Source organism: Bradyrhizobium sp. 191 (assembly GCF_023100985.1).
Lineage (GTDB): Bacteria > Pseudomonadota > Alphaproteobacteria > Rhizobiales > Xanthobacteraceae > Bradyrhizobium > Bradyrhizobium diversitatis.
In genome coordinates, this window is record NZ_CP064692.1 from 6,714,591 (window position 1) to 6,738,869 (window position 24,279).

The following is a 24,279-nucleotide window of genomic DNA, read 5'->3' on the forward strand; positions in this document are numbered from 1 at the left end:
TTCGATAATTCAGGGATGGTTACGCTGCGCATGAGGGGCTGCCCGGCGTATTCGATTCATGCGGCAACCGGTCTGAGGTCACCATGAACGAGCACGTGCAAGGCGCCGGCGGCGGACCGCTGTTCAACCCGCTCTCGCCGGACTTCATCCGCGATCCCTATCCGTATTACGATCGGCTGCGCACGCTCGATCCGATCCATGTGACGCCGTTCGGCCAGTTCGTCACCAGCCGCCACGCCGAGGTGAGTCTCGTGCTGCGCGACAAGCGCTTCGGCAAGGATTTCGTCGAGCGCAGCACGCGACGCTACGGCCCCGAGATCATGAACGAGCCGGTGTTTCGCAGCATGAGCTACTGGATGCTGCAGGCCGATCCGCCGGACCACACCCGGCTGCGCGGCCTCGTGGTGAAGGCCTTCACCGCCCGCCGGGTCGAGGACATGCGGCCGCGGATTCAGCAGATCGTCGATGAGGCCATCGCCGCCGTGATCGATCGCGGCCACATGGACCTGATCGAGGATTTCGCCTTCCGCCTGCCCGTCACCATCATCTGCGACATGCTCGGCATCCCCGAGGAGCACCGCGAAGTCTTCTACAAGAGCTCGCGCGACGGCGGGCGGCTGCTCGATCCCGTGCCCTTGTCTGCGGAGGAGATCAAACAGGGCAACGCCGGCAACCTGATGGCGCAGATGTATTTCCAGCAATTGTTCGAGCTGCGCCGCCGCACTCCCGGGGATGACCTCATCACCCAGCTCGTGCAGGCCGAGGAGGACGGCAACAAGCTCACCAACGAGGAACTGACCGCCAACATCATCCTTTTGTTCGGCGCAGGCCACGAGACCACGGTCAACCTGATCGGCAACGGCCTGCTCGCGCTCCACCGCAATCCGGATCAGCTGGCGCTGCTCAAGGCGCGGCCCGAGCTGATGGAGGGGGCGATCGAGGAATTCCTGCGCTACGATTCCTCGGTGCAGATGACCGGGCGCGTCGCGCTGGAGGATGTCGACCTCGGCGGCGCGAAGATTCCCAAGGGCGAGAGCGTGCTGTGCCTGCTCGGCTCGGCCAACCGGGATCCCGCGGTCTATCCCGATCGGCCCGACCGGCTGGACGTCACCCGGGCGAACGTCAAGCCGCTGTCGTTCGGCGGCGGCATCCATTTCTGTCTGGGTGCCCAGCTGGCGCGCATCGAGGCCGAGATCGCCATCGCCACGCTGCTGCGACGGCTGCCCGACTTGCGCATCGACGACGTCGAAAATCCGGAATGGCGGCCGACCTTCGTGCTGCGTGGCCTGAAGCGGTTGCCGGCGAGCTGGTGAGGCGCGCCCGCGTTAACCTCCGCGCGCAACAGTCGCTGTGACTTCGCCACACTTCGCTCTATATAAGGGGCTGTTCCGGCGCGCCTGAGGCCCTCAGGTTCGGCCCGGGCCGGTTTGGCCGAGGGGAGACCCGTGCAGACGACGCTGCTCGGATTGGCGATTGCCTTCATCATTGCGCTGCTGGCCGCGCTGATCGGGCCTTACTACGTTGACTGGAACCAGTTCAGGCCCCAGTTCGAGGCGGAGGCCGCCAAGATCATCGGCGTGCCGGTGCGGGTCGCGGGCGAGCTCGACGCGCGGCTGCTGCCGGCGCCGACCCTGCGGCTGCGCGGCGTCACCTTCGGCGGCAACAACGATCTCGGCCGCCTGCGCGCCGACAAGCTCGACGTCGAGTTCAGCCTCGGCTCCCTGATGCGCGGCGAATGGCGCGCCACCGAGCTTTCGGTGGGCGGCATGGCGCTGGATCTCGGCCTGGACACGCGCGGGCGGGTCGATCTGCCCTCGATCGCGAGCGGCGCCTTCGATCTGGCGTCCCTCGCCATCGAACGGCTCAATCTCACCGGCCGCATCGCCCTGCACGATGCCGCCAGCCGCTCGACGCTGGAATTGAACGACATCGCCTTCTCCGGCGACGTGCGCTCGCTCGCGGGCTCGGTGCGGGGCGACGGCAGTTTCAGCGCCGCCGGGGTGCGCTATCCGTTCCGCGTCTCCTCCGGCCCGAGCGCCGACGGCAACGCCACCCGTCTCCACCTCAACATCGATCCCGGCGAGCGCGCCATCCTCGCCGATCTCGAAGGCGTGCTCGCCTTCGACAACCGCCAGCCGAAATTCGACGGCGCGCTGACGCTCGCCGTGCCCGCGATCAGGAAGGCGGGCGAGGCGGGGCCGCCGCCCTGGAAGCTCGCGACCAGGCTCAAGGCGGATCCGGCCGGCGCGAAATTCGAGCAGATCGACGCCAGCTTCGGCGCGGAAGACGCCGCGCTGAAGCTCGGCGGCGTTGGTGAACTCAGGTTCGGCGCCTCGCCGCTGCTGCGCGCGGTGCTGTCGGCGCGGCAGGTCGATGCCGACAGGCTGACGGCCAGGGACGATGCCGATCCGCAGCGCGTCCTGCCGGCGCTGCGGGCGGGCCTTGCGGCGATCCCGCAGACGCCAATCCCGGCGCAGATCGAATTCAATGCCGATCAGATCATGCTCGGCGGCCGTCCACTTCAGAACATCGCGGCCGAGCTTCAGACCGACGGCAGGTCATGGACCTTCCAGCGGCTCGAATTGCGTGCGCCCGGCACGACGCAGCTTTCACTCAACGGCGCGACCCCCGGCGCGGACAGCTTCAGCGGCCGTCTGCGCATCGAATCGTCCGATCCGGACACGCTGGTGGCCTGGCTTCAGGGCCGCAGCGAGGTCAACCGGCGCAGCACGCGGCCGCTGCGCCTCGCCGGTGACGTGACCATCGCCGCCAATCACCTCGCCATCGACAAGCTGAAGGCCGACATCGACGGCGGCGCGGTGGAGGGCCGCATCGCCTTCGTGCAGACAGGCGCGAGCAAGGGCTCGCGCATCGACGCGGAGCTCAAGGCCGACCGGCTCGACCTCGATGCCGCCGCGAGTTTTGTCCGCGCGCTCGCGGGGCCGCAGGGCGAGTGGCCGGAAGAGGCGAAGCTCTCACTGGATATCGGCCGCGCGATCTCCGCCGGCCAGGAGCTGCGGCCGTTCGCAGCCAGGCTCGCCTACAGCCCCGCATCGCTGTCGCTGGAGCAGTTGCGCTTCGGCCAGGCCAGCGGCCTGACCACGGAGGCGAGCGGCAGCTTCGACCGCACCAAAGCCACCGGCAAGCTCGCGGTGAAATCCTCGGCCAGTTCGCTGCGCGAGCTCACCGCGCTGATCGAGCCGTTTGCGCCCGCGGTGCGCGCGCGCTTCGATGCGCTGCCGTCATCACCCGGCGCGGCCCGTCTCAAGCTCGATCTCAGCCTCGACAGGAACACCGAGCATGCCGATCGCAGCAATGCGCGAATCGTGCTCGACCTCGACGCGCCGCAGCTCAAGGCGACCACGACCCTGGTCGCGCAGACGCCGGCGGCGGCCATCGGAGGAATCGACCTCGAAAGGTTGCGCAACAGCGACTTCACGCTGGATACGAAGGGCTCGGCATCGCAGGCCGGCGCGCTGCTGGCGCTGCTCGGGCTCGATCGCGTCGTGGCCGCGGGCGAGGGCGCCTCGCAATTCGAAGGCCGCCTGAGCGGCGCCTGGCGCCGGCCGCTGCAATTGAACGCGAAGCTCAGCGGCGGCGGGCTCGATGCGGATGCGCAAGGCAGCGTCGAACTGTCGGAGCCCAAATCGTCCGAACCTAAGGCCAGCGTGAACCTGCGGGTGCGCAACGTCAATCTGGCGCCGCTGCTCGGCACCGGGCCGGCCGACAAATCGGCGCAGAACGTCAGCCTGTCCTCCCGCCTCACGCTGTCGGGCAATCGCCTGACCTTCGACGATCTCGACGGCAATGCAGCAGGCTCGCATCTGCGCGGGCATCTTTCGATGACGCTCGATCAGGAGAAGAGCGTCGACGGCGAGGTCGGCCTCGACTCGCTCGATCTTGCCCCGGCGCTCGCAATCGCGATCGGCGCGGCCGGACATGAGTCCGGCGAGCCGTTCAGTCCGGGGCTCGTCGGCGGCTGGCGCGGCCGCATCGCCTTCCAGGCCTTGCGCGGAACCTTGCCGGGCGGCATCGAGTTGCGCCCCTTCGGCGGCACGATCCGGAGCGACGGGCAGTCGCTCGCGCTCGATGCGCTCAAGGGCGGCGTCGGTGGCGGCGAGATGTCCGCGAGCCTCGACGCGCGCAACGGCGCGAATGGTCTTGCGCTGAACGCGCGCATCGAGCTCGGCAATGTCGATGCGGCGACGCTGCGCTATCGCGATCTCGCGCTGTCCAAGGGGCGCGCCTCGGTGCAGATGGCGCTGACCAGCCAGGGCCGCAGCGTCGCGGCTTTGACCGGTGCGCTCGCCGGCAACGGCACGGTGACGCTCGAGTCCGCGGAAATCAGCGGCCTCAATCCGCGTGCGTTCGAGATCGCGATCCGCGCCAGCGACGGCGGCCAGGTCGCCGACGACAACCGTCTGCTGCAGCTCGTCGAGCCCGCGCTGTCGGCCGCTCCCATTACGATCGCCTCGGCCCAGATCCCGTTCACGATCCGCGACGGCCGGCTGCGCGTCGGCGCGACGTCGCTGGAGGCCAAGAACGCCCGCGCCATCGTTTCCGGCGGCTACGACATTCCCGCCGACCAGGCCGACATCCGCGCCAGCCTGACGCCGATCATGACCGGCCTCTCCGGCGCTCCGCCGGAGATCCAGCTGTTCGCGGCAGGGCCCCCCGACAAGCTGAGCCGCACCATCGACCTCACGCCGCTGTCCTCGTGGCTTGCGGTGCGCACGATCGATCGCGAGACGCGTCGGCTGGATGCCATCGAACGCGGCGAGCCGCCGCCGGCCACCGCTGCGCTGCCGACGCTGGTGTCTCCGGATGCAGCGCCTGAGCAGGCGCCGGCCCATGTGCCCCTGCCGGGTCAGGACCCGCGCCGCATGCCGGCAAGGCCCAAGGCGGAGTCGAGGCCCGCGCCGACGCCGCGGGCGCCGCAGGCGGCTCCCGCTGCGCCAAGCCCCCCACTCACAAGCCCCCCACTCACAAGCCCGCCGCTCGCAAGCCAGCAGGTCGCGCCGCTGCCGCCGCCGATCGAGGTGAAGCCGGCTCCGGGCCCGCCGCCCGCCAAGCCCAGGCCAAAGCCGCCGCTGGTGCTGACGCCGCAGAATCCGTGAGCGCGAAGTCGGTTTGGAGAGACGGAGCCGCGGGCTCGTTTAGCCTCTCCCGCTTGCGGGAGAGGTCGGCGCGAAGCGCCGGGTGAGGGTTCTCTCCTCTGGGAGACTATCCCGCAAGCGGGAGAGGGGGCGCACCGTCTCCGCTGCCCGCCCGTTAACGCATTCCCTCGCATTTGAATGAATTTTCGTCGGCAAAACTGATTTGCCGATTTTACTGAGTTCTCGCGTTTCATCTCTAGCGTCGGTTCCCAGAGGAATTCGGCGTCGCGCCAAGAGCGGCGGGACGGCTTGCCAAACGGCTACCAAGAACTGGGGTGATCGAGATGAACGGGGCGAAATCGCTTCTGCAGGATCTGGACGACGCGATCGCGCGCGGCACCGACGAAAGCCGGGCGAAGGCGTTGTGGCATGCGACCGATATCCTGATCACCGGCCGCTACAGCGACGACGAGATCTCCACGTTCGGCGAGGTCATCGGCCGGCTCGCCGAGGAGATCGAGGTCGCCGCGCGGGCGCAGCTCTCGGAGCTGATGGCGGCCTGCGACCACGCGCCGCTCAACGTCATCGAAAAGCTCGCGCTCGACGACGAGATCGAGGTCGCCGGCCCCGTGCTGCGCGAGTCCAATCGTCTCGACGAGAAGATGCTGGTCGAGAGCGCCCTGACCAAGAGCCAGTCGCACCTGCTCGCGATCGCCCAGCGCAAGTCGATCGGCGAAGCCGTGACCGACGTGCTGGTCAAGCGCGGCAACCAGGAGGTCGTGACGTCGGTTGCCAGGAACGACGGCGCGCGCTTCTCCGGGTCCGGCTTGTTGCACATGGTCCGCCGTGCCGAGGGCGATTCGATTCTCGCCGAACAGCTTGGCCTGCGCAAGGACGTGCCGCGCCACATCTTCCAGCAGCTGATCTCGAAGGCGTCGGAAGACGTCCGCCGCCGCCTCGAGACCGAGCGGCCCGAGATGATGGCGCAGATCCAGAGCTCGGTGACCGAGCTCACCGGCGATCTCCAGTCCAAGTTCGGCCCGTCCTCGCGCAGCTATTTCGTCGCCAAGCGCGTGGTCACGACGCAGTACCGGCAGGGCAACCTCAACCAGGACTCCATCTCGAACTATGCGCGCCAGCACCGCTTCGACGAGGTGCAGATCGGCCTGTCGCTGCTCTCGTCGCTGCCTGTCGACGTGATCGAGCGCGCGCTGATGGATCGCAACCGCGAGATGATCCTGGTCTTGTGCAAGGCGCTCGACTTCTCCTGGGACACGACGATGTCGCTCCTGTTCCTCGGCGCCAAGGATCATCTGATCACGGCGCGCGAGCTCCAGGACAACGAGCGCGAGTACGGCCGGCTCAAGATCGAGACCTCGCGCAGCATTCTGAAGTTCTACCAGTCGCGCAAGAATGGCGCGGGTGCCGAGACCGTTACGGGCCGTCAGCCCGAGTTTCAGGTCCACTAGTCGGGTGCACTGAGCATCATCCCGGAATTCGAAGGGGAGTATTTGCAATGTTGCCTCAATTCGGCACCGCCGTTCGCAAGAAGAACCTCGGCAATGCTGTCACCGCCGATCTCGGCGGCGGCGCACCGGACAAGGCGTCGGTCGACGCCGCCTGGCTCGTGCTGGAAGCCGCCAACGATCTCGGCGACCACGCCGCCGTCGATGCCTGCCGTCGCGTCATCGACGCGGAGTTGAACGGCGCGGTCGCAGGCAGCGCGGATGTCGACCTCGTGCTGGGATATTTCCGGTAGGCACGAGTCAATCCTGCCTGACGCGCCGAACCTCAAGAGTTCAGCAAAGAGCTAGAGCGTTTGGATTGCGTATCAACTTGAAGGGTCGATTTCGCGGCATTCAGCGCCGCGGCCAGCTCGTCGATGTGATACGGCTTGGCTAATATCTGGATGCCCGCCGTTTCGGCTTCATGGATCGCGGCCTCGGCGTATCCGCTGGTCAGCAGTACGGGTATGTCGCTACGCCGTCTCCTGATCTCCCGCGCGAGTTCCACGCCATTCATGCCGCCCGGCATCATGATGTCCGAAAAGATGAGATCGACGGAACGACCATCGGCCAGAGCACCGAGAGCAGCTGCGGCGCTGGCGGCCCGCGTGACTTCGTAGCCGAGCTGACCAAGCATCTCACCAACGAGTGCGGCCACCTCGTCGTCATCTTCGACCAGCAGGATTTGGCCCTGGTCGTTCTTCTTCGGCCGTACCGCCCTGTTGAAATCGATCAAGTGTCGTTGCTTGGAAGCGAGATTCAACGAGCGGGGCATGTAGAGCTCGATGCTGGTGCCCTGATCGACTTGCGATTTGATGCGGACGGTCCCGCGTGACTGGGTCGCAAACCCGTGGACCTGCGCGAGCCCCAGTCCGGATCCCTTGCCGACGTCCTTGGTCGTGAAGAACGGCTCGAAGACCCGCGACAGGATCTCCGGAGGCATGCCGACGCCCGTATCGATGACCGACAGCCTGACATAGTCGCCGGCGATCTCCCCGTCATTCAAATCGGGCAGATTCTCGCCGCGGACGACGATGGTGCCGCCGTTGGGCATCGCATCCCGGGCATTGACGGCCAGATTGAGAATGACCAGCTCGAGCTCGCCGGGATCGACCTCGACCGGCCAAAGAGCATCCGGGAAGTCGAATTCGACGTGGACGTCGCCTCGCAGGCTTCGATCGAGCAGCTCGCGCATACCGCCGATCTGCATGGCGACGTCGACGGCTTCCGGGCGCAGCCTCTGCCGGCGTGAGAACGCCAGCAGCTGCTTGGTCAGGCTGGCGCCGCGCTGTGCGGCCTGGATCATCCCGTCCATCAGACGCCGGCGCCGGTTTGGATCTGTCTGGCGGTCCAGCATGTCGAGGCCTCCGGAAATCACCATCAGCAGATTGTTGAAGTCGTGCGCGACCCCGCCGGTGAGCTGGCCGATAGCTTCGATTTTCTGCGCCTGGCGAAGCGTTTCCTCGACGCGAGCGCGCTCGTTCATTTCGAGACGCAGTTGCTCGTTGGCCTCCTCCAGCTCTCGCGTGCGCTCGACCACCAGTTTTTCGAGCTCCTGCGCAGTCTGCTCGCGCGCTGCGATCAGGGCCCGGATCTCATATTGACGCCGCCGTGCCCGCATCGCCGATTGAACCGCGCTGGTCAGCGTGATCGGCTGGACCGGTCGTTCGAGCAGCGAAACGTTGCGAAGCAGGGCGACGATATTGCGGCGCCAGGCGACGACCGCGGGCTGCTCTCGATGGCTGGTGAGAACGACGAAGGGGAGGTCGGACCATGGCGGTTGGCTCGCGATCCATTCAGCGAGCGGCGCCGTGTCTTTCCCGAATAGTCCTTCCTCGGCAAGGAAGACCGCGCCCACGCCGGCACTCATCTCGCTGACGAGTTCGGGCAGACTTCGGCAGTTGACCGCTTCGAGGCTCGCACTGCGGAAAAGCTCGGCCGACGCCGGCCCGTCGCGGCCGATCGGAGCGAAGATGAGAACGCGGTGTCCGCGGTCGGCGCTCATCAGGCCGATCCTTCCGGGATGTCCGTGCCGGTATAACGCGGATTGCCCGAAAAGATGCCCATGAAGTCGGTGAGAGGCGGGCCGAGCTTGACACCGGTGCTGCCGAGCCGAAACTCGCGGATGGTGTGCTCGTGGTTGCCGCTGCGCTTCTTGACGACAGACAAGGCGCGCCGCACCGATCCGCCGGCCTCGAAATAGCGCAGCATGAGCACCGCGTCGCTCAAATAGCTGATGTCGAGCGGCGTATCCATCGGACCGACCAGCCCATGTTGAGCGAGGATCAGGATGGTGAGCACTCCCTGCTGCGCAAGGTAGGTCAGAAGTTCGTGCATCTGCAGGATGAGAAACCGCTCGTCCGGCATCGCGTTCAGGTAGCCGTTCAGGCTGTCGATGATGACCACGCGGGCGTTATCGATTTCCGCGCTCCTGCGCAGGGTCGCTGCGAACTCGCCCGGCGACAGCTCGGCTGGATCGATCTGTTGAAAGCGGATAAGGCCGGACTCGACGTACTTTTCGAGCGGCAGGCCGAGCGTCCGGGCGCGGGCTTCCACGGTGCCGCGGCCTTCATCGAAGGCAAAAAACGCAGCGTGCTCGCCGCGTTCCGCGGCCGCTATCGCATATGTGAGCGCGAGCGAGGATTTACCCACTCCGGCAGCGCCGATGAACAGCGCGTTGGTGCCGCGTTCGAGCCCGCCTCCGAGCAGTTGGTCCAGCTCGGGATTGCCGCTGGGCGTGAACTCGCCGGGAAACGGTTTGTGATGCTCGGCCGCCACGAGGCGCGGGAAGATCCGCAAGCCGCCCTTTGCAATCGTAAAGTCGTGGAAGCCGCCGCGGAATCGAATGCCGCGCATCTTGATCACGCGGATCCGTCGTCGCTCTGCCCCGTAGTCGATCGCGAGTTGTTCGAGCATGACGACGCCGTGCGCGATCGAATGCAGTTGCAGATCATCCTGGGAGGACGAGAGATCGTCGAGGAGCACGACGGTGCAATTGCGGTTGGTGAAGAAATGCTTCAAGGCCAGCACCTGGCGCCTGTAACGAAGCGGGTTCTGGGCAAGCAGACGCAGTTCGGAGAGGCTGTCGAGCACGACGCGCGTAGGGTTGATCCGCTCGACCTCCTTGAAGATCAGACCGGTCGTTTCGCTCAACTCCATCTCGGCGGGATGGAAGACTGTGAGCTCCCGGTCCGGATCGAGCGTGGTCTCGGGCGGGACCAGTTCGAAGATGTCCACGCCTTGCAGGGACCAGCCGTGCCGTTGGGCTACGACCGTCAGCTCCCGCTTGGTCTCGGACAGGGAGATATAGAGCACGCGTTCGCCATCACGCACGCCGCTGAGAAGGAATTGCAGCGCAATCGTGGTTTTGCCCGTGCCCGGCCGCCCCTCGTACAGATACATCCGATTGGCGTCGAAGCCGCCGCCCAGAATATCGTCCAGGCCGTCGCTGCCGGTGGAAACTCGTGGCAAATCTGTGGGGCTACCGTCTGCAGCGCCCGTGGACGTACCGGTCATTGAAATCCCTTACGCTTCTTCGCTCCGGGCAGGCTGGCGTCCAAGCCTCCCGCAGGCCAGCGGCCCGGGAAAGGAACTCATGGGCCGGCACCGAGTTCCCGCCCCGAGAAGATCGCATGGCCGAGGTGCCGGCGGCAGGCTACGTCGCGCTGGTGCTCGGCGTCGTGTTCTCCCTGGTCGTCGGCGTCGGCCTGATGGCGCTGGTGTTCTACAGCAGCCGCAAAGGCTATGACGAACCGGCGGTGCTGATCCCGGAGCAGGAGAGCGAATCGGAGAATGGACGCAGCGACCCGCCGTGACTGGCCGGGCCCGGGAGAGCGACGATGCCCATCGTGCTCCTGTTTAGATTCCATGGACGGGTAGGACCAACTTCATCTTGCGCAGCAGGATCTTCGTCGCGGGTACGCGCACTGCACGCGGCTGTGATCGGTGGAACCTGTGCCGCCGGTAACGCGGCAGGCTTCCCCGCCGTACAGCCTGCAGCGGACGTTTCGTTCGCAAATCAAAGAACGCGTAGCCGGGAGAAATCGTCACATGAACGGGTTCAACGTCGCCGAGAATGGCGAGGGTTCTTATCGTCCTCTCGCCATTCTTCGCTGGGTCATGGTGGTCATCTTCGTGTCGTTTGGAATGCAGAAGTTCACGCTGCAATCGGCGCAGGGCATCGCGCAGTTCATCAGCAATAGCCCGTTCATCTCCTGGCTGTCGGTGTTCGGCTTGAGGGGAGAGGCCTATTTTCTCGGTGTTTCCGAGTTCGTGATTGCGGCGCTGCTCGCAGCCGGCGCGTTCAGCCCGATCCTGTCTGCCCTCGGCTCGTTCATGGGTATCGTGACCTTCGCAATAACATGGTCGTTCTTCTTCACGACGCCCGGGGTCGTGACTTGGAGCCTGTCATCCGATCCGATGGCGTGGAATTTGACCGGCGAGTTCCTGTTCAAGGACATCGTCCTGCTGTGTGTTTGCGTCGTGCTGTTTCTCACCTCGCTGCCGCGGTCGCTCGTTCGGCTCCGCACCGGCTGAGTCAGGCCGTCGAGGTCATTTGCGAAGCGGGCCGTTGCCGGGCTCAACTTCGAGAATAGCAAATCGTATCGGCTTCCAGCCCCTCTGGGAGCCCTCAGCGCCGGATGCGGTAAATCACGACATCCTCGCCGTGGCGGTTCGTGCTCCGCTCGAGAAGGTAGTTCGATTTCTCCAGCACGCGGCGGGATGCACCGTTCCCGACATGGACGATGCCGACGACGGACGTCAGCGCGAGCTGTGCCAGTCCGATGCGCGTCATCGCAGTCGCGATCTCACCGGCAAGTCCCCGGCCCCAGAGGTCGCGCGTGAACGCGTAGGCGATCTCGATCTCGTCGATGTCATCCACCAGGATGTGCCGGAGGCCCGCCCGCCCTGCAAACGACCCGTCGCTCGTTCGCAGCGCCCACAGCCCAAAGCCATACCGGTCCCAATGCGCCATGTTGACGTCGAGATATTCCTTCGTTGTCTCGGCCGAGCGCACGCCGCCGAGATGACGGGACACCTCGGGATCGAGATGCAATGCGACGAGATCTGCGAGATCGGCCTTGCGCAGTCGTTCGGCGGTCAGTCGTTCGGTGACGAAGCGATCGATGGAGCCAGATGGACGCATTTCGAGAAGGTCGCCATGCCGTAGCGGGCCGATGATGCCATTATGCCGCTGTTTTGCCCGACGGTGCAAGTTGATTTAGGATAATCCGCAAGTCATTGATTTCACAACCCCCGTCTACTGTGCATGGGGTTGTTTTCGCATTTTGATCCGGCGAGGGCTATCCCGCCCCGAACGCGACCGCGACATTGTACGTCACGAGGCTCGCCGCATAGGCCAGCACCAGCATGTAGGCGAAGGTCACGGCCATCCAGGCCCAGCTTCCGGTCTCGCGCCGGATCACGGCCAGCGTCGAGGCGCATTGCGGGGCGAACACGTACCAGGCGAGCATCGACAGGGCGGTCGCCAGCGACCATTTCGTCGCCAGCACCTGGCCGATCTGCTCGGCCGCCTCCTTGCCGCCCTCGATGGCGTAGACGGTGCCGAGGGCAGCGACCGCGACTTCGCGCGCCGCCATGCCCGGGATCAGGGCGACCGCGATCTGCCAGTTGAATCCAACAGGCGCGAGCAGCGGGGCGAGCGCCTTGCCGATCATCGCCGCCAGGCTGAAATCGATCGCCGGCTCGGTCGCGCCCGCCGGTGGCTGCGGGAACGAGGCCAGGAACCAGATCAGCACCATCATCGAGAAGATCGTGGTGCCGGCGCGGTGCAGGAACATCTTGGCCCGCGTATAGACCCCGATCGCGATCGATTTCAGCCGCGGCATCTTGTAGTCCGGCAGCTCCAGCATGAACGGCGCCGGCGCAAAGTCGCGGATCATGAAGAACTTGATCACGAACGAGACGGCAAGCGCGCTGACGATGCCGGTGGCATAGAGGCCGAACATCACGAGCCCCTGGAGGTTGATGAAGCCCCAGACGTCCCTGGCCGGAATGAAGGCCGAGATGATCAGCGTGTAGACCGGAATGCGCGCCGAGCAGGTCATCAGCGGGGCGATCAGGATCGTGGTGAGGCGGTCGCGCTTGTTGTCGATGACGCGCGTCGCCATGATGCCGGGAATGGCGCAGGCAAAGCTCGACAGCAGCGGAATGAAGGCGCGGCCGTGCAGACCGGCGCCGCCCATGATGCGGTCCATCAGGAAGGCGGCGCGCGCCATGTAGCCGAAATCTTCCAGCAGCAGGATGAACAGGAAGATGATGATGATCTGCGGCAGGAACACGATCACGCTGCCGACGCCCGAGATCACGCCGTTCTGGAGGAAGCTCTGGAGCAGGCCGCCGGGCAGGGTGTCGTGGACGAACTCGCCGAGCGCATCGAAGCCCGAATTGAGCAGGTCCATCAGCGGCTGCGCCCAGGCGAACACCGCCTGGAACATCACGAACAGGATCAGCGCGAGCACGATGAGGCCGCCGACCGGATGCAGCACCACGGCGTCGATCCGCGCGGTCCAGGTGTCGGGTCTGGCAGGCAGGCTGACGCAGTCGGCGATGATGCGGTCGGCCTCGCGCTGGGTGGCGCGCAATTCGCTGACGCTGAGCGCGCGCCAGCTGTTCTCCTGCGGCTCGGCGACCTTCGCCGAGATGTCGTCGGTCAACTGGAGCAGATCGGCCGTGCCGCCCTTGCGCACCGCGATCGAGGTGACCACGGGCACGCCGAGCTCCTTGGCGAGCCGCTCGACGTCGACGGTGATGCCGCGACGGCTCGCGATGTCGAACATGTTGAGCACGAGGATCATCGGCCGTCCCGTGCGCTTGAGCTCGAGTAGCAGGCGGATGGTCAGGCGCAGATTGGTGGAATCGGCGACGCAGAGCACGAGATCGGGCACCGTCTCGCCGCTGGCCTTGCCGAGCACGAAGTCGCGGGTGATCTCCTCGTCCGGGCTGCGGCCGCGCAGCGAATAGGTGCCGGGCAGGTCGACCACCGAGACCTGGCGTCCGAGGGGGGTGACGAAGAAGCCCTCCTTGCGCTCGACCGTGACGCCGGGATAGTTCGCAACCTTCTGCCGGCTGCCGGTCAGGGCGTTGAACAGCGAGGTCTTGCCGCTGTTCGGCGTGCCCACCAGGGCGAGATGCAGCAGGGGGAGTTCCATGTGATCAGGGCCCGGATGAGGCGTCCCGTCGCGATCTAGGCGACGATGATGGCCATGGCTTCGCGACGGCGGACCGCGATGGTGATGCTGTCGACCCGTACGGCGATCGGATCGCGCCCGACCAGCCCCTCATGCAGGATCTCGACCCGGGCGCCCTCGACGAAGCCGAGTTCGATCAGGCGGCTTTCGAGCTCGACGTCCGAGAGCGCCGAGCCCGCCTGCTTGGCGGAAAGGTGCTGGATGACGCCGGTATAGCCGCGCTGGGCCAGACCCAGCGGCATGTGCGGACGCGTGTCAGTGGTGTCGGTCATGCCCTGTATTTTCAACGCAAGGCATCGAGGTCAAGCGCGCACGTTCGCGGAAGCTGCACCTTAGAGTGATTTTAAAGTGTGGCAGCCGGGGTGCCCTCGTGGGCGCCCCCGAAGGCTACTGGGCCGGGACCTTGTCCGGCTGGGCGGCCATGGCGCGGCTCTTGAAGTAGTCCAGGACGAAGAGGCGGATCGCCGAAGACAGATTGCCTTGCTGGCGGTTGTTGTCGATCTCGCCGACCAGCTCGGACAACGTCATGTTGCGCAGGCCGGAGATCTCCTTCATGCCGTTCCAGAATGCCTCTTCCAGGCTGACGCTGGTCTTGTGGCCGGCGACGACGATCGAGCGCTTCACGACGGGCGACTTCATGGCTGCTCCTCGTGATCGATCCGGTGCTGGTCCAGATGCTCCTTGGCCTGGTCCGCCCGCTTCTCCTCCGCCGAGCGTGCCGCCTTCGTGCGACCGAATTTCGCCCGGTTGGCGTCCGCCTGCTTCGCCGAGGCTTCCCGCTCGGCGCGCTTCCTGAATCGATTCAGGTTGATGACGTTCCCCATGCCGCGTCTCCATCATCCGCTCCTCTTCAGGCAGGATGAAACATTCAGAAACAGGGTGCCGCGTTGCGCCCCGCAAGACCCGCAAGACTTGATCGCCATTCGCTCGTCCTCGTCAATCGGCCCATCGGGCCATCAAACGATGAATTTCGCCCGTCGAGGGCAGAATAGCTGCGTAACACGCCGCTCCGCCGTAACATTGACGGTAATCAAATCCCTCCCCCAAAACCGCATATTTCTGGAGGGTCGAGGCTCCGTATCATTACGGATGGCTGTCGGAATTCGGAAATCTATCCCGGGCTGGTCATCTTCTCGGGGCGTACCAGACGGTCGAACTCGTCGGCCGAGACGAAGCCGAGCCGCAGCGCCTCCTCCTTCAGCGTGGTGCCGTTGGCATGCGCCGTCTTGGCGACCTTTGCCGCGTTGTCGTAGCCGATCTTCGGGGCCAGCGCCGTGACCAGCATCAGCGAGCGCTCCATCAGCTCCTTGATACGCTTTTCGTCGGCGCGGATGCCGCTGACGCAATGTTCGGTGAAAGAGCGTGCGGCATCCGCCATCAGGCGGATCGAGTGCAGCATGTTGTAGGCGAGCACGGGCTTGTAGACGTTGAGCTCGAAATGGCCCTGGCTGCCGGCGACGGTGATGGCGGTGTGATTGCCGAATACCTGGCAGCACACCATGGTCATCGCCTCGCACTGGGTCGGATTGACCTTGCCGGGCATGATCGAGGAGCCCGGCTCGTTCTCCGGCAGGATCAATTCGCCAAGGCCCGAACGCGGGCCGGAGCCGAGCAGGCGGATGTCGTTGGCGATCTTGAACAGGCCGGTCGCGACCGAATTGATGGCGCCGTGCGCCAGCACATAGGCGTCGTTCGAGGCCAGCGCCTCGAATTTGTTGGCGGCGCTGGTGAAGGGGAGCTTCGTGATCCCGGCAACATGCCTTGCGAACAGTTTTGCAAAGCGCGGCTTCGAGTTAAGGCCGGTGCCGACGGCGGTGCCGCCCTGCGCCAGCGGATAGAGCTCCTTCACCGCGATCTTGAGCCGGGCGATGCCGCTTTCGACCTGCGCGGCATAGCCGGAAAATTCCTGGCCCAGCGTCAGGGGCGTCGCATCCTGGGTGTGGGTGCGGCCGATCTTGACGATCCTTGCGAACTCCTTCTCCTTCTTGCGCAGCGCGCGGAGCAATTCGCCGAGGGCAGGGACGAGATCGGCATTGATGCGGCTTGCGGCCGCGATGTGCATCGCGGTGGGAAACGAGTCGTTCGACGACTGGCTCATGTTGACGTGGTCGTTCGGGTGCACCGGCTTCTTGGCGCCGAGCTCGCCGCCGAGCAGCTCATTGGCGCGGTTGGCGATCACCTCGTTGAGGTTCATGTTGCTCTGCGTGCCGGAGCCGGTCTGCCACACGACAAGCGGAAAATGATCGTCCAGCCTGCCTTCGATCACCTCGCGCGCGGCGCGGATGATGGCGCCCGCCCGGCGCCGGTCGAGCAGGCCGAGCTCGAGATTGGACTGCGCCGCAGCGAGCTTGACGATGCCGAGAGCATGAACCAGCGAGATCGGCATGCGATCGGTGCCGATGCGAAAATTCTGGCGCGAGCGTTCGGTCTGGGCCCCCCAATAGCGGTCGGCGGGGACCTCGATGGGACCGAAGCTATCGGTTTCGATGCGGGTCGCGGAGCTTGAAGGGCGGGTCTTCTTGGCCATGAGCACATCCATTCGGCCGCGCGAAAGCCGCACGGCCATTCATGTGCTCTCTATATACGCAGTTTGGCTGCGTGCGACGGGCTCGAGCCCAACCTAGATCATTTCTTACGGAAACGATCGAGCCGCACGACTTCGGCGCCACCCTGGCTCGGCGGGGTCGGCTCGTCGGTGGCTTCCGCTGTCTCGGTCGCAGGTGCCGGGACCGAGACGGCCGACGGCGCGGGCGCTGCAGGCAAAGTCTCGGGCGCGACCTCGGCGACGTCGGAGGTGTCGAACTGGAGGCCGAATTTCACGGACGGATCGAGGAAGCTCTTGATGGCACTGAACGGCACCACCAGCCGCTCCGGAATGCCGCCAAAGGACAGGCCGACCTCGAACCGGTCCTCGAGCACGGTCAGGTCCCAGAACTGGTGCTGGAGGATGATCGTCATCTCTTCCGGGTATTGCGCGAGCAGCCGCGGCGACAGCTTCACGCCCTCGGCCTTCGACACGAAGGTGATGAAGAAATGGTGCTCGCCCGGCAGGCCATGGGCCGCGGCGTCGGTCAGCACCTTCCGCAGCACGCCGCGCAGCGCGTCGCGGGCCAGCACATCATATCGGATATGATCGGTCGCCATGGTGGTCCTGTTGCATCCCCGAAGCCGGACCCTGCCGGCCCGACTCGCCAAGCCGCAATAGTACCGCGCCTGACGGGTGAGCAGGAGTCCCCGCCGGGGAAGAAATGAAAGAGTTAAAGTGGAGGCTTCTGTTGCCAGGTGCCTCCGAACCCCGCCTAGCGGAGCTTAACCCGCTAGGACTTTAGAGTGGTCTTTCAAACTGCGTTACGCAGCCTGAGCAACCGGAGCAAAGTTGTCGTTGGCAACTATTGCAGTAGCCCGATAACGGCGGAACAATACCGGGAAAAAGTACGCCCTTTACGCCCTCGTCGATCCTATTTCGCCCCCGCCAAAGCCCGCTTCGGGACTGCCCGATGGTGGGCTTTGGTGGAGGCGCCGGGTACCGCCCCCGGGTCCGAATGGTTTATTGCGACGACCGTTTATTTCCATAGCCGGCGAACCGGCACTCCCAATATAGGACGCAAAGCTTTCGAAAAACAGGGGTTTCGAGCGGATTGGCTGCGGTTCCCTTTGGATAGGTTCCGGACCGTCTTGGCCACGGCGCGACCCTCGTTCTAAGCTCCTGCCATGTCCTCGGGTTCAGCACCGGCCGTCCAAGAGCCGGATCTCGCCACCGCACCGCCAAGCCTGGTCGCGCTGTTTCTGGCCTTCGCCAGGATGTCGCTGGCGGGTTTCGGCGGGGTCCTGGTGTTTGCCCGGCGAGCGATCGTCGAGCAGCACCGCTGGATGACGGCGGACGAGTTCAACGAGACCTTTGCGCTCTGCCACTTCCTGCCCGGGCCCAACATCGTCAATCTGTCGATGGTGTTCGGATCGCGGCTGCGCGGCATCGCCGGCGGCGTTGCCGCCTTTGCCGGGTTGTTGCTGCCGCCGACGCTGATCATGACGGCGCTGGCGATCGCTTACGCCCGTTTCGGCGATCTCGAGGTGCTGCGCCGCATCCTTGCCGGCATCTCCTGCGCGGCGGTCGGCCTCTTGATCGCCGTGGTCTTCCGCATGATGATGCCCCTGCTCAAGCGGGCGGATCCCTTCGCGGTGATCCTGATGCTCGGCGTGTTCCTCGCCATCGGCGTGCTTCGCCTGCCGCTCCAGGCGGTGCTGCTGATCGCGATCCCCATCAGTATCGGTCTCACTTATTTCCTGCGGCGGAAAGTAGCAGCATGACCGGCCACAGCCCGATCTGGTCGCTGATCTCCACCTTCGGTCTGATGTCGCTATTTGCCGTCGGCGGGGCCGCGGCAGCGGTGCCCGAGATGCACCGGATCGCGGTGGAGGTGAATCACTGGATGACCGACAAGCAGTTCGCGGACGCCTATGCGATCGCGCAGCTCTCGCCAGGTCCGAACGTGCTTATCGTGACGTTAATCGGCTATGCCGTGGCCGGCGTCCCCGGCGCGCTGGCGGCGACGCTGGCGATGTGCCTGCCGACGGCGCTGCTTGCCTATTATGTCAGCCGGCTCCTGAATCGCCCCAGCCAATCGCGCTGGCCCGGCCTGATCCAGGCTGCATTGGTTCCGCTCTCGATTGGTTTGATGGCGGCGAGTGCCCTTATCCTGGCCCAGTCCACCGATCGCAGCATTGCTGCACTGCTTCTGACCGCAATGGTTGCCGTGATGGCGTCCGTCTCGCGCGTCAATCCCCTGTGGCTCCTGCTCGCTGGGGGCGTGTTGGGTTTTGCTGGCATTGTGTAATGAAAATCGCTAGGCAGTGATCCGGGGCGGGGGATCCAGTTCCAGCGGATTTAGAACAACAGTGCTCGTGACTTACGGGTCGCGGAGGAGACAGGCATGGCCGACACGATGGGCCACTCAGCGACAGCTACCCGAAACACCAAGGTAGCGCTCGGCTTTTGTCTGCTGGCGATTGCGCCGCAGATTTTCGAATTGATCTGGTCGATCGGGACGATCTTCGGCTGGGGCACCGGCCGCGGTCCGGCGGCGGTCGTGACCAGCCACGCGACGGCGCTGCTCGCCGACGCGCCCAGTGCCATATTCGGATCGTTCGGCGGCGGCACCAAGAAGATGTCGTCCGAGGTGCTGCTGGCGCTGATCTATTCCTATCCGCTGTTCGCCGTGGCGATCCTGACGCTGTTCATGACGATCCGATCGGCACAGGATTATGTCGGCGGCGTCGTTCTCATGGCGCTTGCGCTGTTCGCGTTGTGGGCAGGGAGCGACTTGCAGGGCATGCGGGGCTTCTCCTTCGGCGCAGGCACCGCGCCGCGCATGTTCGGCGGGCTGCTGGTCGCCTTGTCCGCCGGCATCGCCTTGACCGGCCTTCTAACCGATGGGCCGCCGATGGCTCATTATTCCTGGCGGGGACCGCTGTTCGTGGTGGCCGCGATCCTCTTCTTCGCCCTGTCGATTCGGTCGCTCGGCCTCGTGGTTACGGCCTTTTCGAGCTTCATGATCGCGGCGACGGGCTCGCACGAGACGCGGTGGCTCGAAGCGGTGATCGTCGGCGCCTGCCTGACGGTCGGCTGCGCCATCCTGTTTCCCTACGTGCTCGGGCTGCCGATGCCGATGTATCCGCGTTTCCTGAACCAGTGAGGGCGTAATGGATATTTTTGCCAACCTCGCTCACGGCTTCGCCGTCGCCTTTTCTCCGATCAACCTGCTGATGTGCCTGATCGGCGCCCTCGTCGGGACGCTGGTCGGCGTGCTCCCGGGCATCGGTACCATCGCTACCGTCGCGATGCTGCTGCCAATCACCTTCGGACTGCCGCCGGTCGGCGCGTTGATCATGCTCGCCGGCATCTATTATGGTGCCCAGTATGGCGGCTCGACCACGTCGATCCTGGTCAACATACCCGGCGAGGCAACATCGGTCGTCACCGCCATCGACGGGCACCAGATGGCCAAGCAGGGCCGCGCCGGCCCGGCGCTGGCGATCGCCGCGATCGGCTCGTTCTTCGCCGGCTGCGTCGCGACCGTCTTGATTGCCATCCTCGGCGCGCCGCTTACGAAGCTCGCGCTTGCCTTTGGCCCGGCCGAATATTTCTCGCTGATGGTGCTCGGCCTGATCTTCGCGGTGGTCCTGGCCAAGGGCTCGGTGCTGAAGGCGATCGCCATGATCGTGTTCGGCCTGCTGCTGTCGATGGTCGGCTCGGACATCGAGACCGGCGCCTCGCGCATGGCCTTCAACATTCCCGAGCTCGCCGACGGCCTCGGCTTTGCGACCGTGGCGATGGGCGTGTTCGGTTTTGCCGAGATCATCCGCAATCTCGACCATGGCGCCGAGATGAATCGCGATCTCGTGCAGCAGAAGATCACCGGCCTGATGCCGACCAAAAAGGATCTGCTCGACTCGACGCCGCCGATCCTGCGCGGCACCGTGCTCGGCTCGATCCTCGGCATCCTGCCCGGCGGTGGCGCGGTCATCGCGTCGTTTGCGGCCTATACGCTCGAGAAGAAGCTGGCCAAGAACCCGTCGCGGTTCGGCCGCGGCGCGATCGAGGGCGTCGCGGGGCCGGAGAGCGCCAACAACGCCGCGGCGCAGACCTCCTTCATCCCGCTGCTCACGCTCGGCATCCCGCCGAACGCGGTGATGGCGCTGATGGTGGGCGCGATGACCATTCACGGCATCGTGCCGGGTCCGCAGGTGATGCAGAAGCAGCCGGATCTCGTCTGGGGCATGATCGCCTCGATGTGGATCGGCAATCTGATGCTGATCATCATCAACCTGCCGCTGGTCGGCATCTGGGTGCGGCTGCTGCGCGTGCCGTACCGGCTGATGTTCCCCTCGATCGTGATCTTCTGCGCGATCGGCATCTATTCGGTGAACAACGCGCCGGTCGACGTCATCCTCGCAGGCGTGTTCGGTTTGGTCGGATATTGGCTGATCAAGCACGATTTCGAGCCGGCGCCGCTGCTGCTCGGCATGGTGCTCGGACCGCTGATGGAAGAGAACCTGCGCCGTGCGCTGCTGATCTCGCGCGGCGACTGGAGCGTGTTCGTCACGCGCCCGTTGTCGGCGGTGCTGCTTGCGGTCGCGGCGAGCCTCTTGATCCTCACCGTGCTACCGGCGTTGCGCGCCAAGCGCGACGAGGTGTTCACGGAGTCCGAGAACTGAGGTCGCCTGCGCCTTGCGTCGGCTCGGGTCCTGCGTCGGCGTGCCGCATTCGAAAGTCGAATCGACTTGTGTGACGGCTTCGTGAAGTGAAAATGCCGGCCTCTTGGCCGGCATTTGTGTATAGCCAAGGGGACTACAGGGGATCGACATGACCTTTATTCGCGCGCTCGCGGGCGCAAGTGCCGCAGCGCTCGCCTCGCTGGGCGCCTTTGTTGCACCGGTCGAGGCGCAGACCTATCCGACGCGCAGCATCACCATGATCGTGCCGTTTGCGGCCGGGGGCCCGACCGACGTCGTCGCGCGCATCGTCACCTCGCACATGGCGCAGACGCTGGGACAAAGCATCATCATCGAGAACGTCGTCGGTGCCGGCGGCACCATCGCGACCACGCGCGCCGCGCGCGCGGCCAATGACGGCTATACGCTGATCACCGGGCATATGGGTACGCATGCCGCATCGGTGCCGCTCTATCCGAAGCTCGCCTACCATCCCGAGAAGGACTTCGAGCCCATCGCGCTGCTCGCGGGCACGCCGATCCTGATCCTCGCGCGCAAGGACTTTCCACCGAAGGACCTGAAGGAGTTCGTCACCTATGTGAAGGCGAACGCCGAGAAGGTGAACGCCGCGCATGCCGGCGTCGGCTCGGTCTCGCATGTCTCCTGCGAATTGCTGCACTCGATCCTCGACATCAAGCCGGTCGGCGTGCCCTTCAACGGCACGGGACCCGCGATGAACGCGCTGGTGGCGGGCCAGGTCGATTACATGTGCGACCAGATCGTCAACGCCGTGCCGCAGATCAACGCCGGCACCATCAAGGCCTATGCGATCGCAACGCCGGAGCGCAATCCGTCGCTGCCGAATGTGCCGACGACGGCCGAAGCGGGCCTGCCGAAGTTCCAGGCCCAGGCCTGGAATGCGATATTCGCGCCCAAGGGAACTTCGCCTGCGATCGTCGCCAGCCTGAACGCTGCGGCCGTCAAGGCGCTCGATGACGAGACCGTGCGCAAGCGCCTGCTCGAACTCGGCAGCGTTATCCCAAGTCCTCCCGAACGGACGCCGGAATCGCTGGCCGCCCTCGTAAAGGGCGAGATCGCGAAGTGGACCCCGGTGCTCAAGCCGGCAACTTAGGCAATGCGATCAAGCTGATAGGCAGAAGGGCGGGACGCAGGTTCCGCCGTCGTTTGTGCCGGGACCACTCATTTTTCCGGGTATAATGGCGGCGGACAGCGAATCGCTGCTGTCGCAGCATGGGAGCGGCCGCTAACTTTGCCGCCTCCCCCAGAGGCTGCCGTCTTCCTAAGGTTTTTGGCACATGCACCAGTATCAGGACCTGCTCGAGCGGATTCTTTCCGACGGCGCCGAGAAGACCGACCGGACCGGCACCGGCACGCTCTCGGTGTTCGGCCACCAAATGCGCTTCAATCTCTCCGCCGGTTTCCCGATGCTGACCACCAAGCGGCTGCCGCTGAAGGCGATCGTGCACGAGCTGTTGTGGTTCCTGAAGGGCGACACCAACATCAAATATCTGCGCGACAACGGCGTCACCATCTGGGACGAATGGGCGGACGCCAATGGTGATCTCGGCCCGGTGTACGGCCATCAATGGCGCTCCTGGCCCACGGCCGACGGGCGCAGCATCGACCAGATCGCCAATGTCATCGACATGATCAAGCGCACTCCCGATTCCCGCCGGCTGGTCGTCACCGCCTGGAATCCGGCCGACGTCGAGAAGATGGCGTTGCCGCCCTGCCACCTGCTGTTCCAGTTCTATGTCGCGAACGGCAAACTGTCGTGCCAGCTCTATCAGCGCTCCGCCGACGTCTTCCTCGGCGTGCCCTTCAACATCGCCTCCTATGCGCTGCTCACCATGATGGTGGCGCAGGTCACCGGGCTGAAGCCAGGCGACTTCGTGCACTCGCTCGGCGATACCCATCTCTATTCCAACCATCTGGAGCAGGCGAAGCTCCAGCTCACCCGCGCGCCGCGCGCGCTGCCGGTGATGCGTATCAACCCTGATGTAAAGGACATCTTCTCCTTCCGCTTCGAGGATTTCGAGCTCGTCGGCTACGATCCGCATCCGCACATCAAGGCGGAAGTCGCGGTCTAGCGCCGATGTCGTTGGCCATCCGTCGTGCCCAGGCTGGAGAAGCTGGCCTCGTTCTGTCCTTCATCCGCGAGCTTGCCGAATACGAAAAGCTTTCGCACGAGGTGGAGGCGACCGAGGCTGACATCAACGACGCGCTGTTCGGTGATAGGCCGCAACTCTATTGCGCGATCGCCGAATGGAAAGGTGAGCCGGTCGGCTTCGCGGTGTGGTTTGCGAATTTTTCCACCTTCAGCGGCCGCCACGGCATCTATCTCGAAGATCTCTACGTGCGGCCGTCGCATCGGGGCAGGGGCCTGGGCAAGGCGCTGCTGGTCTATCTCGCCAGGGAATGCATCGAGAACGGCTGGTCGCGCCTGCAATGGGCGGTGCTCGACTGGAACGCGCCGTCGATCGCGTTCTACAAGTCGCTCGGTGCCGTCATGATGGACGACTGGACGCTGTGCCGCGTCACCGGGCCTGCGCTGACGCGGCTTGCCGGGAACACGCCCTGATGGAGATCGTCTTCGTCGTTGCGATTGCGGAGAACGGCGTCATCGGCGCCGGCAGCGCCATCCCGTGGCGATTGAAATCCGACATGGCCCGCTTCAAGGCGCTCACGATCGGCAAGCCGGTCATCATGGGCCGCAAGACCTTCGAATCCCTGCGCCGGCCGTTGCCGGGCCGCACCAACATCGTGATCACGCGCGATGCGGCTTATCGTGCTGCTGGTGCCGTCGTCACGACATCGGCTCCGGATGCGGAGGCGGTCGCGCGCGGCGATGCCCTGCGACGTTCGGTCACTGAGATCGCCGTGATCGGCGGCGCCGAGATCTATCGGCAATGGCTCGATCGCGCCGATCGTCTCGAAATCACCGAAGTGCATGCGCGGCCCGAAGGCGATACGCATTTCGACATCGACAAGGCCGGGTGGGAGGAGACGGCGCGCATATGTCATCCTGCCGGACCCGATGACAGCGCAGACTTCTCCTATGTGACATATCGTCGGCGGGCGGGCCATTAACCGCATTTGCCAATGTTAACATTGACTTTTCTGCCCCTAGGCTTAGCTCGGAAGACGACCCGGGCTGCGTTGTAAGGGACCTGCCTGTCCCCTATAAAGCCGGACCGGAGAAAGCGGGCGGGGGCAATTCCACCCTGCCGAGGA

General features: G+C 65.1%; 23 protein-coding genes and 1 other RNA gene. 14 read left to right on the forward strand and 10 right to left on the reverse strand.

Annotated features, from left to right (window positions below; all coding sequences use genetic code 11):
* Window positions 1-83: 83 nt before the first annotated feature.
* The 4 genes from IVB23_RS31470 to IVB23_RS31485 all read left to right on the forward strand — a co-directional run bounded on the left by IVB23_RS31470 (window position 84) and on the right by IVB23_RS31485 (window position 6,855).
* Complete coding sequence (locus tag IVB23_RS31470; RefSeq protein WP_247801169.1) at window positions 84-1,313, forward strand: cytochrome P450; 1,230 nt, start codon at window positions 84-86, stop codon at window positions 1,311-1,313.
* 132 nt (window positions 1,314-1,445) lie between these two features.
* Window positions 1,446-5,117 (forward strand): AsmA-like C-terminal region-containing protein, encoded by a 3,672-nt coding sequence (locus tag IVB23_RS31475; RefSeq protein ID WP_247801170.1) that lies wholly within the window; start codon window positions 1,446-1,448, stop codon window positions 5,115-5,117.
* A 323-nt stretch (window positions 5,118-5,440) separates the two neighbouring features.
* Window positions 5,441-6,565, forward strand: a complete 1,125-nt coding sequence (locus tag IVB23_RS31480; protein WP_197967870.1) for a DUF2336 domain-containing protein — start codon at window positions 5,441-5,443, stop codon at window positions 6,563-6,565.
* Between the two features lie 47 nt (window positions 6,566-6,612).
* A complete protein-coding gene (locus tag IVB23_RS31485) occupies window positions 6,613-6,855 on the forward strand; it encodes a hypothetical protein (protein WP_197967869.1) in 243 nt (80 codons plus the stop codon).
* Between the two features lie 32 nt (window positions 6,856-6,887).
* Here IVB23_RS31485 and IVB23_RS31490 read toward each other — a convergent pair whose 3' ends face one another.
* Window positions 6,888-8,606, reverse strand: a complete 1,719-nt coding sequence (locus IVB23_RS31490; RefSeq protein ID WP_197967868.1) for an ATP-binding protein — start codon at window positions 8,604-8,606, stop codon at window positions 6,888-6,890.
* Window positions 8,606-10,117: an ATPase domain-containing protein gene (locus tag IVB23_RS31495; protein ID WP_197967867.1), complete on the reverse strand. Its 1,512-nt coding sequence runs from the start codon at window positions 10,115-10,117 to the stop codon at window positions 8,606-8,608. Before IVB23_RS31495 ends, IVB23_RS31490 begins: the two co-directional genes overlap by 1 nt.
* A 116-nt stretch (window positions 10,118-10,233) precedes the next feature.
* On the opposite strand from IVB23_RS31495, the gene IVB23_RS31500 reads away from it, so the two are divergent.
* Window positions 10,234-10,416: a hypothetical protein gene (locus tag IVB23_RS31500; RefSeq protein ID WP_197967880.1), complete on the forward strand. Its 183-nt coding sequence runs from the start codon at window positions 10,234-10,236 to the stop codon at window positions 10,414-10,416.
* A gap of 235 nt (window positions 10,417-10,651) precedes the next feature.
* A complete protein-coding gene (locus IVB23_RS31505; protein ID WP_061879326.1) occupies window positions 10,652-11,137 on the forward strand; it encodes a DUF417 family protein in 486 nt (161 codons plus the stop codon).
* 94 nt (window positions 11,138-11,231) lie between these two features.
* Here IVB23_RS31505 and IVB23_RS31510 read toward each other — a convergent pair whose 3' ends face one another.
* The 8 genes from IVB23_RS31510 to ssrA all read right to left on the reverse strand — a co-directional run bounded on the left by IVB23_RS31510 (window position 11,232) and on the right by ssrA (window position 17,439).
* On the reverse strand, window positions 11,232-11,729 hold the full coding sequence (locus IVB23_RS31510; protein WP_197967879.1) for a GNAT family N-acetyltransferase: 498 nt from the start codon (window positions 11,727-11,729) through the stop codon (window positions 11,232-11,234).
* Window positions 11,730-11,904: 175 nt separating this feature from the next.
* Window positions 11,905-13,773, reverse strand: a complete 1,869-nt coding sequence (locus tag IVB23_RS31515; RefSeq protein ID WP_247801171.1) for a ferrous iron transporter B — start codon at window positions 13,771-13,773, stop codon at window positions 11,905-11,907.
* Between the two features lie 35 nt (window positions 13,774-13,808).
* Entirely contained in the window at window positions 13,809-14,084 is a 276-nt protein-coding gene (locus IVB23_RS31520) for a FeoA family protein (RefSeq protein ID WP_061879324.1), read from the reverse strand.
* A 115-nt stretch (window positions 14,085-14,199) separates the two neighbouring features.
* The gene (locus IVB23_RS31525) at window positions 14,200-14,451 is read right to left on the reverse strand and encodes a ribbon-helix-helix domain-containing protein (protein WP_025038043.1); all 252 of its coding nucleotides are present in this window, start codon (window positions 14,449-14,451) and stop codon (window positions 14,200-14,202) included.
* Window positions 14,448-14,636, reverse strand: coding sequence for a DUF4169 family protein (locus IVB23_RS31530; protein WP_028177109.1), 189 nt, complete (start codon window positions 14,634-14,636; stop codon window positions 14,448-14,450). Before IVB23_RS31530 ends, IVB23_RS31525 begins: the two co-directional genes overlap by 4 nt.
* Before the next feature lie 287 nt (window positions 14,637-14,923).
* Complete coding sequence (fumC, locus tag IVB23_RS31535; RefSeq protein WP_061879323.1) at window positions 14,924-16,351, reverse strand: class II fumarate hydratase; 1,428 nt, start codon at window positions 16,349-16,351, stop codon at window positions 14,924-14,926.
* An 86-nt stretch (window positions 16,352-16,437) separates the two neighbouring features.
* Complete coding sequence (locus IVB23_RS31540; RefSeq protein ID WP_061879322.1) at window positions 16,438-16,956, reverse strand: ClpXP protease specificity-enhancing factor SspB; 519 nt, start codon at window positions 16,954-16,956, stop codon at window positions 16,438-16,440.
* 117 nt (window positions 16,957-17,073) lie between these two features.
* Window positions 17,074-17,439: a transfer-messenger RNA gene (gene ssrA, locus IVB23_RS31545) on the reverse strand.
* An 84-nt stretch (window positions 17,440-17,523) separates the two neighbouring features.
* Here ssrA and IVB23_RS31550 point away from each other — a divergent pair.
* The 8 genes from IVB23_RS31550 (at window position 17,524) to IVB23_RS31585 (ending at window position 24,135) form a co-directional block, all read left to right on the forward strand.
* Complete coding sequence (locus IVB23_RS31550; protein WP_131869800.1) at window positions 17,524-18,120, forward strand: chromate transporter; 597 nt, start codon at window positions 17,524-17,526, stop codon at window positions 18,118-18,120.
* On the forward strand, window positions 18,117-18,647 hold the full coding sequence (locus IVB23_RS31555; RefSeq protein WP_197967864.1) for a chromate transporter: 531 nt from the start codon (window positions 18,117-18,119) through the stop codon (window positions 18,645-18,647). Before IVB23_RS31550 ends, IVB23_RS31555 begins: the two co-directional genes overlap by 4 nt.
* 96 nt (window positions 18,648-18,743) lie before the next feature.
* Entirely contained in the window at window positions 18,744-19,505 is a 762-nt protein-coding gene (locus IVB23_RS31560) for a tripartite tricarboxylate transporter TctB family protein (protein WP_061879319.1), read from the forward strand.
* Between the two features lie 7 nt (window positions 19,506-19,512).
* Window positions 19,513-21,027 carry a tripartite tricarboxylate transporter permease gene (locus tag IVB23_RS31565; RefSeq protein WP_197967863.1) on the forward strand — a complete coding sequence of 505 codons (1,515 nt, stop codon included), beginning with the start codon at window positions 19,513-19,515 and terminating at the stop codon, window positions 21,025-21,027.
* A gap of 148 nt (window positions 21,028-21,175) precedes the next feature.
* Window positions 21,176-22,156, forward strand: a complete 981-nt coding sequence (locus tag IVB23_RS31570; protein WP_247801172.1) for a tripartite tricarboxylate transporter substrate binding protein BugD — start codon at window positions 21,176-21,178, stop codon at window positions 22,154-22,156.
* Between the two features lie 184 nt (window positions 22,157-22,340).
* Entirely contained in the window at window positions 22,341-23,135 is a 795-nt protein-coding gene (locus IVB23_RS31575; RefSeq protein ID WP_247801173.1) for a thymidylate synthase, read from the forward strand.
* Window positions 23,136-23,140: 5 nt separating this feature from the next.
* Window positions 23,141-23,626: a GNAT family N-acetyltransferase gene (locus IVB23_RS31580; RefSeq protein ID WP_131869806.1), complete on the forward strand. Its 486-nt coding sequence runs from the start codon at window positions 23,141-23,143 to the stop codon at window positions 23,624-23,626.
* Window positions 23,626-24,135 (forward strand): dihydrofolate reductase, encoded by a 510-nt coding sequence (locus tag IVB23_RS31585; protein WP_247801174.1) that lies wholly within the window; start codon window positions 23,626-23,628, stop codon window positions 24,133-24,135. Before IVB23_RS31580 ends, IVB23_RS31585 begins: the two co-directional genes overlap by 1 nt.
* Window positions 24,136-24,279: the final 144 nt, after the last annotated feature.